Genomic DNA, 12,606 nt, shown 5'->3' with positions numbered 1-12,606 from the left:
CCAAGCTGTTCTTCGCATCGTTTCACCAGGTTCTTAAGAAGAATGTTTACAATCTTCTTAATTTCTGGCTTTTTCAGCGGATGGAATACCATAATCTCATCAATACGATTCAGAAATTCCGGTTTAAAAAGGCGTCTTACTTCTTCCATGACTCCGGATTTCATTCGTTCATAATCCTGCTTATCATCTTTTTCTGACATAAATCCGAGTTTCTTCGGCTCAATGATCGCCTGTGCACCTACATTTGATGTCATGATGATAATTGTCTGTTTAAAATCCACTTTGCGTCCGTGTGCATCGGTAATATGTCCGTCGTCAAGTACCTGAAGCAGAATGTTAAAAACATCCGGATGTGCTTTCTCAATTTCATCAAAAAGAAGAACACTGTACGGATTTCTCCGCACCTTTTCACTAAGCTGTCCGCCCTCGTCATAGCCAACATATCCCGGAGGAGATCCAATCAGTTTAGACACACTGTGTTTCTCCATATATTCCGACATATCTACACGGATCATTGCCTGTTCGCTTCCAAACACTGCCTCTGCCAAAGCTTTTGAAAGTTCTGTCTTACCGACACCTGTCGGGCCAAGGAACAGGAATGAACCAATCGGGCGCTGTGGATCTTTCAGCCCTACTCTTCCTCGCTTAACTGCCTGTGCCACAGCTTTTACTGCCTCTTCCTGACCGATCACTCGTTTATGAAGTTCTTTTTCAAGTGCTGCAAGACGTTTTGTTTCTCCACCGGTCAGCTTCTTAACTGGAATCTTTGTCCAGTCTGAGACAATGTCTGCCACAGAATTTTCAGTCACTGTCAGATTTTTGCGTTTATTTCTGCGTTCTTCCTTAGTTTTACAGACCTGAATCTGCTCTTCTATTTCATTCTGACGCTGCTGAAGTTCCTTCGCCATAGAAAGATCTGCATTCTTGATTGCCAGTTCTTTCTGTTGGAGGATTTCTCTGATTTCAGCCTCAAACTGATCAATTTCAGTCACGGAACGATAGCCGCTGAGCCGGACTTTGGACGAAGCCTCATCTATGATATCGATTGCCTTATCCGGCAAAAATCTGTCATTAATATAACGGACAGACATTTTTACTGCCGCTTCCAGCGCTTCATCCTCAATGGTCACGCCATGATGCTTTTCATAATACGGGCGCAGTCCCTTCAGAATCTCCAGTGCTTCCTGCTCCGTCGGTTCCTCCACCGAAACCGGCTGAAAGCGACGTTCCAACGCGGCATCCTTTTCGATATATTTGCGGTATTCTTCCTGTGACGTTGCTCCGATAAGCTGGATTTCTCCTCTGGACAGAGATGGTTTCAGAATATTGGATGCATCCAATGCCCCTTCCGCACCACCAGCTCCGATAATCGTATGCAGTTCATCGATAAATAAAAGAATGCCTTTATTTGCTCGCACTTCATCGATCACATTACGGATTCGTTCTTCAAATTCACCACGGTACTTGCTGCCCGCCACCATTCCGGACATGTCCAGTACAACTACACGCTTATCTTTTACAGAATCCGGAACCATTCCGTTCACGATTTTCTGTGCAAGTCCTTCTACGATTGCAGTCTTACCTACGCCTGGTTCTCCAACCAGGCACGGATTGTTTTTGCTTCTGCGGCTGAGTATCTGGATGAGTCTTATGATTTCTTTGTCACGGCCCAACACCGGGTCCAGTCTTCCCTCTGCCGCCATCACAGTCAGATCACGGCTGTACTGATCCAGTGTCGGTGTTGCCGAGCCTTTCTGTCCTTTCGTTTTTGTATTTTGAAGTTCTTCCGCCATCACCGGATTTTCGATTCCCATAGCATTTAAAAGTGCCGTATATAATTTCTGAATATTAACACCCATTGTATATAAAAGTCTGGTTGCCACACAATCCGTTTCTTTCAGCATTGCAAGTAAGAGATGCTCTGTACCTGCTTCATTTTCATGCTGATTTTCTGCTTCATGGACTGCAAGTTCAACCAGCTTACGCGCGCGCGGACTGTATACCGGTGTCCTCTCTGCCACCAATATTTCCGCTGATGGCGCAATCAGCTTATTGATCAGCTTCTCAAGTGCCTCTTCTGCAACTCCAAATTCTTCCAGAATTCTTCCGGCAGTGCCTTCTTTTTCCTTCAGCAACCCGGCAAGTATATGTTCTGTGCCTATATATGAATGTTTCCATGACTGTGCGGTGGCTTTTGCCAGTTTCAATGCCTGCAACGCCTGTCTGGTAAATCTGTCCTGCATAGTTCGCTCCTCCTGTCTGCCCGCATGGAACGGGACTGCTGTCTTCACATATTTTCAGATGATTTTAATCAATTCCATATTCATCATAAATTTCATCAATCAGACGATGTACTTCTTCTCTGCTGACATTTCTGCAGCAGCCTTTTGCAAGTGCAACGATAAGATTCTCTTTCATTTCTTCCATGGCTTTGATTTTATTTTCATCGACTGCTATAATTGCTCCACGTCTGCGGTCAATCGTCACAAATCCCTCCTGCCTCAGCAGAGAATACGCTTTATTTACCGTATGCATATTGATTCCGATCGTATCTGCAAGCTGTCGAACGGAAGGAAGTGGATCTCCCTCCTGTAGTCTGGAAGTTGCGATCCCCAGGATTATCTGATTCATAAGCTGTACATAAATCGCCTCGTCACTGTTAAAATCTATTTCTATGACCAAATTCCCGACCTCCTGTTGTTTTCGTATATGAAAACCGTCACACTATATAACAGTCCTCACAGTTTTCATGTTATACATATGGTAGCACAAAATCAAAATTTTGCAAGTATAAAAACAGACAGCCCTGCGGCTGCCTGTCAAAAAACACATTTTATATTTTATCCGTTAATTTTTTTGAGCTGGTCTCTGTTAAGAATCAGGTTAAATCCCATCGGATTGATCACCAGCGCCTCTGCCTGTTCGATCAGAACTGTAGGAAGTTTGTCAAATGGAATCTTCGCAAGACGAAGCTTTTTGCCTCTTGCAAATTTTTCAAATTCCATGATATCCGAAAATACCGGCTGCAAAATCTGTCCGTCCTTGTTCTTCAGATATGGAATATTGATCTTTTTCGGCTCTTCTTCGCTACGTTCCATTGCAACAAGAAACTGAGACTTCTTAATGTTTGCAATCAGCTCTTCTTCCAGTGCTCTTAAGTTCTTGTGTTCCTCTTTTTCAACAGGACGGCGAAGTTCCTGCATGAAATAAATACCGGAAAGCTGTAATGCCGGATTCAATACCGGACGTTTTGCCGGTTCCATCTTACTGAGATCCGGTCTGCGAACAATTTTTTCCAGATCAATTTCAATCTCATCTGTTCCGTTATTCCAGATTACTGTGTTTGCATCAATTGAAAACAGAAGTCCGTACATTCTCGGAAAATCTTTTTTCTCATAGCGCATTCCCATCAGAAGAACTTTATCTTCTAATTTTTTCTTGCCGAATTCTTTTAATGTCTCTTCTTCTGCAAAAAGCCACACCTGATCATTATATGATTCTTCTCCGCAGGTCACATAAGGAAGCTTCGTCACCTGTGAATAAGCCACAAATACTGTCTCCCTTGCCTGAAGTTCCTTCACTGCATCTTCTACACTAATACCCATTTTGTTTTCCTTTCATTTATCGCTTCTGCATGATATATATCAATTATACCATATTTCACGAAAAATGGCACACCTTTTTGGTGATTTTTCTATCCTGATTTCTATTCAGCATTACTGTTCAGTTCCATCTTATGCGATTCTTACGCTTCATCAATGGCTTTGCCAATGTCGTGACGCATATATTTATTTGCAAACTGAATCCATTCCGTTGCATCATATGCATTTTTTCGAGCTTCTTTCAGAGTCTTTCCTTTTGCTGTGATTCCAAGTACACGGCCACCGTTTGTCACGATCTGTCCGTCCTGGAACTTCGTGCCTGCATGGAAACAGTAATATCCGTCTTTATCTTTGAAATTTTCGAATCCGTACATCGGAATGCCTTTTTCATATTTTACCGGATAACCTTCGCTTGCCAGAACGACGCAGACTGCCGCATTGTCTTCAAATTCCAGATTTACCTGATCAAGAGTTCCATTGACACAGGCTTCCATAACTTCTATAATATCGTTCTTCATTCGAGGAAGTACAACCTGCGCTTCCGGATCACCGAATCTGGCATTGTATTCCAGCACCTTCGGCCCCTCTGCGGTAAGCATCAGTCCAAAGAAAATAATGCCTACAAATGGACGTCCCTCTGCAGCCATAGCATCCACCGTTGCCTGATAAATATGTTTTTTACAGAATTCATCCACTTCTTCTGTATAAAATGGGCTTGGCGAAAAGGTTCCCATGCCTCCTGTATTTAATCCTTTATCACCATCCATTGCACGTTTGTGATCCTGTGCGGATGTCATGGTGCGGATTGTTTTGCCATCTACAAAAGAAAGTACAGATACTTCACGTCCGGTCATAAATTCTTCGATGACCATGGTATTTCCGGCACTGCCGAATTTTTTATCTTCCATGATTTCTTTGACACCGGCTTCTGCCTCTTCCAGTGTATTACAGATCAGAACGCCTTTTCCGAGTGCAAGACCATCTGCCTTGAGGACGATCGGAAATTTTGCCTGTGTATGTAAATATTCCAACGCTTTCTGCGGATCATCAAAGTTTTCATATCCGGCTGTCGGAATTCCGTACTTTTTCATCAGATCTTTTGAAAATGCCTTGGAGCCTTCCAGAATTGCAGCATTTTTACGCGGTCCGAATACTTTCAGTCCGCGCGCCTCAAAGACATCTACAACTCCACCCACCAGCGGATCATCCATACCGATAATCGTCAGATCCACATCATGTTCTCCTGCAAAATCAGCAAGTTTTTCAAATTCCATAGCACCAATCGGCACACACTCTGCATATTCAGAAATTCCGGCATTTCCCGGTGCACAGTAAATTTTGTCAACCTTCGGGCTTTTTGCAACACTCCATGCGATTGCATGCTCTCTTCCACCACTTCCAACAATCAATACTTTCATGAGTTTCATCTGCCTCCTTTAGCAAAGACCTTATTCATTTTCAATACAAACTTTTCCATTCTGTACGGACACCTTATTATTTGCAATCAGATCGATTGCTTTTGGAAGAATCTTCCACTCCGCTTCTTCCATGACACGACGTTGAAGCACCTCAGGTGTATCTCCCTGACGTACTTCTACTGCTTTCTGAAGAATGATCGGACCTGTATCTGTCCCGGTATCCACAAAATGAACGGTTGCCCCCGTGACTTTTACTCCTCTTGCAAGCACACCTTCATGCACATGCAGTCCATAAAATCCCACGCCACAAAAAGACGGAATCAGGGATGGATGAATGTTGATGATTCTGCTGGGATAAGCCTCCACGATCATCGGTGGAATGGCAACAAGGAAACCTGCCAGCACCACAAGGTCTATTTTATTTTCCTGTAATTCCAGTAAAAGTGCTTTATGAAATTCTTCTCTGTTTTCGAAGGTTTTCGGAGAAATGCACTTAGCCGGGATGCCCCGGCTCTCTGCGCGATTTAATGCATATGCACCTGGATTGTTACTGACTACCAGACTGATTTCTGCATTGGTGATCTTTCCGCTGTCAACAGCATCCATGATTGCCTGCAGATTCGTTCCTCCTCCTGATACCAGAACCCCGACTCTTAACATAAGGTTACTCCCTTTTCTCCGTCCTCAATACGGCCTACAACATATGGTGTATCGCCTGCTTCGCGAATAGCTGCCATAGTCTTGTCAACATCCGACGGGTCCACTGCCAGAACCATACCAAGTCCCATGTTAAATGTATTGTACATCATTTTTTCTTCGATATTACCCGTCTTTGCAAGGAGGTCAAAAATCGGAAGTACCGGATAGCTGTCTTTTTCAATAATGGCTCTTGTTCCCTCATTCAGCATACGCGGAACATTTTCATAAAATCCGCCGCCTGTGATATGACTGCATGCATGAATGCGTACACCTGCATCCTTGATGCTCTTAAGTGCTTTCACATAAATTCTTGTCGGAGCGATCAGTGCCTCGCCAAGAGTTGTTCCCAGTTCTTCATAATATGTATCCAGAGATTCTTTTGTCATCTCAAAAACTTTACGGACAAGTGAAAATCCATTGCTGTGAACACCTGTAGACGCCATACCGATCAGGACATCTCCTGCCTTCAGTTCTTTGCCGGTAAGAAGGTCTTTCTTGTCAATCACCCCTACAGCAAATCCAGCCAGATCATATTCATCTTCCGGCATAAGTCCCGGATGTTCTGCGGTCTCACCACCGATCAGAGCTGCTCCGGACTGTACACATCCCTCAGCCACACCGCTTACGATCTCAGCGATTTTTTCCGGATAGTTTTTACCGCATGCAATATAGTCCAAGAAAAATAACGGTTCAGCGCCTGCACATGCAATATCATTCACACACATAGCTACCGCATCAATTCCGATGGTGTCATGTTTGTCCATAAGCATAGCAAGTTTTACTTTCGTACCACATCCGTCAGTTCCTGATACCAGTGTCGGTTCTTCCATATCTTTAAATGCATTCATGGAAAATGCACCGGAGAATCCACCGATTCCTCCCAGAACTTCCGGTCTCATGGTCTTTGCAATATGTTTCTTCATTAACTCTACTGATCTGTAGCCTGCTTCAATATCCACACCTGCTTTTTTGTAATCCATACTCTTCTGATCCTCCACCTTTTTAATTAATAAGCCTGATATCCGACTTCCTGTAATCTGGCATCTTTTGCCTCAACCTGTTCTTTCAGTTCCTGACTGTATGCTTTCAATCTATCAAGAAGTTCCGGATCTGATGTTGCAAGGATCTTCGCTGCAAGAAGTCCTGCATTTGCACCGCCGTTGATAGCTACAGTTGCTACCGGAATACCTGACGGCATCTGTACGATTGAATACAGAGAATCTCTTCCTCCAAGAGAAGTGGTATGCATCGGAATACCGATTACCGGCATCGGAAAGATTGCTGCGCACATTCCCGGAAGATGTGCTGCCATCCCCGCTCCTGCAATAATTACCTTGAATCCCTTTTCTTCTGCTGTTTTTGCATATTCAAAGAACACATCCGGTTCTCTGTGTGCAGAAATAATTTTCATTTCGTATTCAACGCCCAGCTTGTCAAGAATTGCCGCTGCCTTACTCATAACTGGCATATCTGAGTCGCTTCCCATTACAATTCCTACTTTTTTCATTGGTTGGTGGCCTCCTCGTTTTTTCTTACATCTCAGGTTGATTCTACTAAGATTCTAAAATTGTGTCAACAAAATTACAGAAAAGAAATATTTTGGCGAGCAAACTCTTTTTGTATAAAAAAGTTCACCCGCCAGAAAAAATCTGCTTTTACCGGTCAAAAGGAATATTCAGTTCTTCGGTTCCCTGCAGAACAAAACGACCGTTTTCAATAATAGAAACACCTTCTCCATCTTCGTCAATCACACGGATACTTCCCAGCTCTTCATAAGGAATCGTGATATCTGTATGGCATCCATAATACGCCAGACTGATGTCTTCTTTTCGCAGAATGGAAATTTCATTGTCTCTCGCGATAATCTCTCTTCCGTCCGGATTGAACACCGGTGTATCCTCCGCCCAACTGTAACAGGTATCTCCCACAGCAAAATGCGGGCCCATTTTTTCTGCGATCAGAATCGGAAGTTTGTCGGCAATGCCGTACTTTTCGGCTGCCATATATGCAGTTGTGTTTGTGCCGATTGCAAATTCCCCCATCGGAATCTTCGGATGATGATGAAGAATATTATCCTCAATATAAGCACGGTTTTCTTCTTCTGTTTCAAAATTCGCACAGGAGTAATCGATCACCTGACCACAGTCAAACACAAGTTTCAGGTCTTTAAACTGCAGTCCGTTCAGATAAACCTTCTTTACATGAAGGATTCCGCCGGTTCCTGCGAGAACAGGGGACGTAAACACTTCCCCCACCGGAATATTCACATCTGCCACACAGTTTTCAAAATTTGTCTGTTTTTTGATATCGTCAAGTTCATGCAGATGAATGATCAGATCAGTCTCATTATCATCTTTTCCCTTAATTTCTACCCACTGACAGGTATCCAGCGTCTCTATGATCGTCTGCTGGATCCGCTCGTACAGTTTATAATCCAGTGTATTGATTTTTACGATCTCTTCAAAGATCTCCGGGAAATCCGCCCCAATCTCCGGCACTGGATAAGCAATGATCGTAAAGCTTCTCTCATCACCCTTTATATAGCGGTTCACGATCTGACCGGATTCATTATCAAGCTCAACCTGCAGTTTCTGCTGTGTTTCCGTCAAAGCCCATGCTTCCGGTGTCGTTACAGGTGAAAACGGTTCTTCACCAAATGTTTCAATGCATGCCGGTCCTCCGTGGACAGCCGCCTGATTCTTATACGTCTCATAGGCATTCTGCATGGAGCGCAGTTTGCGCTGTACAAAATCGCTGTCCATAAACAGAGCCTGATCCTGCCTGTGATCATAGTCAAACTGTGGATTCGGATTTCCTCCGGTAAAGCCAATGCGAGCAGTACCTCTCTTATTGACTGCATGTGTCGCATGACGGTATATCACCGGTTCCAGTCCCATCTCACGGAATTGAATGATTGCTGCACGGACCATTCTCTCAAATCCAAGATTATATCGGATATTGACTGATTTTTTCTTCGTGATATCTTTTCTTCCATTGATAAATCCGATGCGGTATCCCTCTGTATAAGTTCTTGCCATATTGTTGATCTGTTCTTCGGAGAGTCTGTTCAAAAATTCTGCCACTCCTGTCTCATTTACAGAAATATATTCTCCATACTGATACAGGTAACGCAAATCGGTAAGGTCAGAATCCATAATGATGCGTACAGCAAAATCAAGCGACGTATCTACACCCTCTGCGATTCGTTGTTCCATCATATCCTGGCAATAATCATTGACATAGGAGCGCAAAATATCCTCTGTACTTTTTACAGAGGGCTTTTCTTCACCTTCAAATGCAGCATATATTTCCAGAAATAATTCTACCGCAACGGTATAATCCCAGTATTTTTTTTCATATGCATAGGCAATCGTACCCCTCAGTTCTGTATAAAGAAAAGAAAAGGCTTTCCCGTATTCTCCAAGTTTCCGGGCTGCACATGCAGGATTTCCATAGCATTGTCCGTAATTTTCCGGAAAAAGTTCTTCATAAAGGCTGCTGTTTTCGCTCTGAAGTTCCACCATGGAAAAATCTTTCTGGTCTCTTTCCAGGATCTCACCTGTCTTTAAAAGAAAAGCAGCCTCTTTGTGAAAAAAGTCCAGAAAGTTCTCTTCCACCACTGTTTCTGTACAGATTTCCGAAAGTCTGCCTTTTGCGAGTTCATATCTCTCTTTCAGCAATTCGTCCAATTTATTTTCTCCTTTATTCTCAGTCATCAATCACATGTCCAAGCTGAATATGCTTATCTACCAGCTTTTTCATATACTCCCAGATTTCCCTCGAACCCTCGGAAGTATGCTCATTTCTTTTGTAAATCTGACTTTTGTGCACGCCATGTTCTGCCCAGCTTCGTCCGTTTGATGCATCATTGAGAAGAAGTGGCTGTGCATTGTCCAGAACATGGGCAAATTTCGCCTCCGCTGTTTCGTATGCTTCAAATTCCTCCCAGAGCTCCCGAAACCATGTTCCCTGATCGCCTGGAAGCAATCCGAAGATCCGGTCGGCTGCTTTCGTTTCACGTTCCCGCTTCGTCTCTGCTCCTGCTTCATCGTATGCGTAGGTATCCCCTGCATCAATTTCCACAAGGTCGTGGATCAGCACCATCGGAATGACCTTCGCAAGATCAACCTCCTCATTCGAATATTCTTTCAGCAGAACCGCCATCAGTGCAAGATGCCACGAATGTTCTGCATCATTCTCCTTTCGGCTTGCATCTGACAGATACGTCTGTCGGACAATTTTCTTTACTTTATCCACTTCCAGAATAAATTCCATCTGTTTTTCTAATCGTTCCATCATAATTTAAACTCCCATCAGGAAAAAGAGCAGCCAGCCTACAAGAAAAACTCCGCTCAGAATCGTTCCTACAATGCTGGTACGGTGGTTACAGTTTTCTTCCGAAAAACTTGCGATTCCCATCAGGAATCCATATACAGACAGCAGCGTGGCAAAGAGACAGATTCCTCCTACAATAAATCCGTAACTGCCTTCGAGTGCATAAGCAGTGCCAACTGCCGCCCCAAACAGAAGCAGGGAAGCAATTGCCAGTCCCACTGACAGCTTCCCTTTTTTTGCTTCTTTCTTCTTTATGATTGCATATCTATATCTTTTTGCCATAGTGTCTTCTCCTCAGGTAATTACAGACAGCAAATATTCCATAACCGATTGCCGCCCCAAGCGTATTTAATATCAGATCATCCACGTCAAAACACCCTACCTTTGTCACAAGCTGTACTACCTCGACCACAAGACTCAGTGAAAATCCTGACAATATAATAAAAAATCCGCTACGGCATTTATGTGCAATAACCGGAAGTATAAATCCATATGGAATAAACCCGATCACATTTCCAAATATGTTGGAAACTACCGCCAGCATGCCAAGCTGTTCTCTGTATATCCAGAATCTGCGGATCTCCAGAAACGGGATCAGATTATATCGATACGCCCTTTCTTCTGCTGCTACTCTTCCGTATTCCTCGAAAAAGAACAGAAAATATACAAGCAGCAACACATACAGAAGAAAAAGCATGACACCAATATGCTTTATTTTACGTTTTGTACTGTCTTTCAATGTTTCTCCCTGCCCGGCATCAGATCAGAATATCTGATTTTCTTTTTAACAGTCTGCTTCCACTGACAATCATCAAAACACCTGCAGTAATACCGGTAACCAGTGTAACGATTCCTACTGCAATGCTGCATGCTCCTGTTCTGCTCATCGTTTTATATATTTTTTCGTTCACGGCAAAGCCTCCTCATATAACTGACTCTCTGATTTTACCGGAGCAGATCGTATTATTTTGCCCCATACTGACTGTAATATGCATCAATTGCCTTCTTGAGTTTATCGTCAATAACGATCTGTCCTTTGTATTCTTTGTTGTACAAATGTTCAATAACTTCTGCCATGGTAACGATCGCATTTGTCTCAAATCCATAGAGATCGTGTACTTCATCAAGTGCGCATTTCACACCGCCCTTGCCGACTTCCATACGGTCAAGAGATACCATCAGACCGACGATTTCAACATCTGCTGCACCTTTTACCTTCGGAACGGTTTCTTCCATGGACTTACCGGATGTGGTAACATCCTCGATCATGACAACACGATCACCGTCTTTCAGCTTGCTTCCAAGGAAACTTCCCTTATCTGCACCATGATCCTTTTCTTCTTTACGGTCAGAGCAATAACGAATTTCTTTTCCGTACAGTTCGCTGAATGCGATTGCAGTTACAACACTGAGCGGAATACCCTTATATGCCGGTCCGAAGAGTACGTCAAAATCATCACCATATTTTGCGTGGATTGCTTTTGCATAATATTCACCAAGTTTTTTTAACTGAGATCCGGTCACATATCCGCCGGCATTCATAAAGAACGGAGATTTTCTTCCGCTTTTCAAAGTAAATTCGCCAAATTTAAGCACCTGGCTGTCAACCATAAATTCAATAAATTCCTGTTTGTACTGTTCCATAGTTTTATCCTCCATATTGGCTCATTTTAACACATTCCTGCGAAAATAACAACTTCCGCAGGAATGCTCTTTATCATACTTATATTCTCTTTACATATAACCGGTTTCCTTTATAATATGGAATCCCCGGTCCTGTCACATTATAATTCATACCACAGTACAGATTTATTTTCCCAGTCACTTTTGCCCAGTCCGGATCATAGACTCTGCCATCAACCTCTGCCCATCCATGGCCTCCGGAAGATACTGCATATGCCCTGTATCCTACTGCATTTGCAAGATATGCAAATGCGCAGCCAAATCCGAAACAGTCTGCTCTTTTTCTGTAAAGCATAATTTCACCATAATGTATATCCCAGTCAGAAGCACTGTAAAAGTTTGTATCAGCACCATACCCATAGGATACTGCCCTTTTGAAAGCTGCTCTGAGCTTTTGTGCTTTCGTCATTTTGTTATTTGTGCATCTGTCCACTTCGGAGCTGGCCAGAACCATCAGTTTAAGTTTTCGGAACTGCTGACTGTTGTAGTATGCACTTCCATTTCTCCGCAAACTGATAGAATTTACTTTCGTAGATTTCAGCATATATGCACCAGCGCCGCTTGTCTGGCGGAAGTAATAATATCTTCCTCTGATATAACGCCAGCCGTTTCTCTGAACGCCTCTTGAATCAAAGTAGTACTTTCTGCCTCTGATTGTTACAAGACCTTTTACTCGCTTGCCCTGCGCATTGTAATAATAAACATTTCCGTAACTGCTTTTTACAAATCGGTTTTTCCTGACTGCAGCCTGTGCAGATGTTGTAAACAGAATACAGCAGAATAATGCCATCAACAATAAAATACAACCTTTTTTCTTTTTCATATGACTCCTCCATTCATTTTTGATATTCTTCGTCGTATTTTCTCCT

14 protein-coding genes (1 of these 14 only partly in view) are annotated in these 12,606 nt (G+C 43.1%); all 14 read right to left on the bottom strand.

What is annotated here, in order from left to right; genetic code table 11:
* A protein-coding gene (locus BQ7344_RS15770; protein WP_072523295.1) for an ATP-dependent Clp protease ATP-binding subunit crosses the window boundary here: on the bottom strand, positions 1-2,243 show its 5' portion. It extends 256 nt beyond the left edge of the window; the window shows 2,243 of its 2,499 coding nt (coding positions 1-2,243); its start codon is at positions 2,241-2,243; the stop codon falls past the left edge of the window.
* 64 nt (positions 2,244-2,307) lie between these two features.
* Complete coding sequence (locus BQ7344_RS15765) at positions 2,308-2,682, bottom strand: GntR family transcriptional regulator (RefSeq protein WP_072523294.1); 375 nt, start codon at positions 2,680-2,682, stop codon at positions 2,308-2,310.
* 158 nt (positions 2,683-2,840) lie between these two features.
* Positions 2,841-3,605, bottom strand: a complete 765-nt coding sequence (locus BQ7344_RS15760) for an SseB family protein (RefSeq protein ID WP_072523293.1) — start codon at positions 3,603-3,605, stop codon at positions 2,841-2,843.
* Positions 3,606-3,745: 140 nt separating this feature from the next.
* Entirely contained in the window at positions 3,746-5,020 is a 1,275-nt protein-coding gene (gene purD / locus BQ7344_RS15755) for a phosphoribosylamine--glycine ligase (RefSeq protein ID WP_072523292.1), read from the bottom strand.
* 30 nt (positions 5,021-5,050) lie between these two features.
* On the bottom strand, positions 5,051-5,680 hold the full coding sequence (gene purN / locus BQ7344_RS15750; protein WP_072523291.1) for a phosphoribosylglycinamide formyltransferase: 630 nt from the start codon (positions 5,678-5,680) through the stop codon (positions 5,051-5,053).
* Positions 5,674-6,699 carry a phosphoribosylformylglycinamidine cyclo-ligase gene (gene purM / locus BQ7344_RS15745; RefSeq protein WP_072523290.1) on the bottom strand — a complete coding sequence of 342 codons (1,026 nt, stop codon included), beginning with the start codon at positions 6,697-6,699 and terminating at the stop codon, positions 5,674-5,676. Before purM ends, purN begins: the two co-directional genes overlap by 7 nt.
* A 26-nt stretch (positions 6,700-6,725) precedes the next feature.
* Complete coding sequence (purE, locus tag BQ7344_RS15740) at positions 6,726-7,226, bottom strand: 5-(carboxyamino)imidazole ribonucleotide mutase (RefSeq protein ID WP_015541377.1); 501 nt, start codon at positions 7,224-7,226, stop codon at positions 6,726-6,728.
* 148 nt (positions 7,227-7,374) lie between these two features.
* Complete coding sequence (locus BQ7344_RS15735; RefSeq protein WP_072523289.1) at positions 7,375-9,435, bottom strand: aminopeptidase; 2,061 nt, start codon at positions 9,433-9,435, stop codon at positions 7,375-7,377.
* On the bottom strand, positions 9,428-10,015 hold the full coding sequence (locus tag BQ7344_RS15730) for an HD domain-containing protein (RefSeq protein WP_072523491.1): 588 nt from the start codon (positions 10,013-10,015) through the stop codon (positions 9,428-9,430). Before BQ7344_RS15730 ends, BQ7344_RS15735 begins: the two co-directional genes overlap by 8 nt.
* A gap of 6 nt (positions 10,016-10,021) precedes the next feature.
* Positions 10,022-10,336, bottom strand: a complete 315-nt coding sequence (locus BQ7344_RS15725; RefSeq protein ID WP_072523288.1) for a hypothetical protein — start codon at positions 10,334-10,336, stop codon at positions 10,022-10,024.
* Complete coding sequence (locus tag BQ7344_RS15720; RefSeq protein WP_227195809.1) at positions 10,320-10,793, bottom strand: VanZ family protein; 474 nt, start codon at positions 10,791-10,793, stop codon at positions 10,320-10,322. Before BQ7344_RS15720 ends, BQ7344_RS15725 begins: the two co-directional genes overlap by 17 nt.
* 19 nt (positions 10,794-10,812) lie before the next feature.
* Entirely contained in the window at positions 10,813-10,965 is a 153-nt protein-coding gene (locus BQ7344_RS16360; protein ID WP_181985308.1) for a hypothetical protein, read from the bottom strand.
* 52 nt (positions 10,966-11,017) lie between these two features.
* Positions 11,018-11,698 (bottom strand): orotate phosphoribosyltransferase, encoded by a 681-nt coding sequence (pyrE, locus tag BQ7344_RS15715; protein WP_072523287.1) that lies wholly within the window; start codon positions 11,696-11,698, stop codon positions 11,018-11,020.
* Between the two features lie 79 nt (positions 11,699-11,777).
* Positions 11,778-12,560, bottom strand: coding sequence for a hypothetical protein (locus BQ7344_RS15710; protein ID WP_072523286.1), 783 nt, complete (start codon positions 12,558-12,560; stop codon positions 11,778-11,780).
* Positions 12,561-12,606 lie beyond the last annotated feature (46 nt).

This window comes from Blautia sp. Marseille-P3087, from assembly GCF_900120195.1.
Classification (GTDB): domain Bacteria; phylum Bacillota; class Clostridia; order Lachnospirales; family Lachnospiraceae; genus Blautia_A.
Note: the sequence above shows the minus strand (reverse complement) of the source record. Positions and strands in the feature narration are given on the sequence as shown.

Bases quoted from the DNA above. Each gene is read 5' to 3' on its own strand.
- BQ7344_RS15760 (WP_072523293.1), bottom strand. From the start codon at position 3,605: ATGGGTATTAGTGTAGAAGATGCAGTGAAGGAACTTCAGGCAAGGGAG.
- purD (WP_072523292.1), bottom strand. From the start codon at position 5,020: ATGAAAGTATTGATTGTTGGAAGTGGTGGAAGAGAGCATGCAATCGCA.
- purN (WP_072523291.1), bottom strand. From the start codon at position 5,680: ATGTTAAGAGTCGGGGTTCTGGTATCAGGAGGAGGAACGAATCTGCAG.
- purM (WP_072523290.1), bottom strand. From the start codon at position 6,699: ATGGATTACAAAAAAGCAGGTGTGGATATTGAAGCAGGCTACAGATCA.
- purE (WP_015541377.1), bottom strand. From the start codon at position 7,226: ATGAAAAAAGTAGGAATTGTAATGGGAAGCGACTCAGATATGCCAGTT.
- BQ7344_RS15735 (WP_072523289.1), bottom strand. From the start codon at position 9,435: ATGACTGAGAATAAAGGAGAAAATAAATTGGACGAATTGCTGAAAGAG.
- BQ7344_RS15730 (WP_072523491.1), bottom strand. From the start codon at position 10,015: ATGGAACGATTAGAAAAACAGATGGAATTTATTCTGGAAGTGGATAAA.
- BQ7344_RS15725 (WP_072523288.1), bottom strand. From the start codon at position 10,336: ATGGCAAAAAGATATAGATATGCAATCATAAAGAAGAAAGAAGCAAAA.
- pyrE (WP_072523287.1), bottom strand. From the start codon at position 11,698: ATGGAACAGTACAAACAGGAATTTATTGAATTTATGGTTGACAGCCAG.
- BQ7344_RS15710 (WP_072523286.1), bottom strand. From the start codon at position 12,560: ATGAAAAAGAAAAAAGGTTGTATTTTATTGTTGATGGCATTATTCTGC.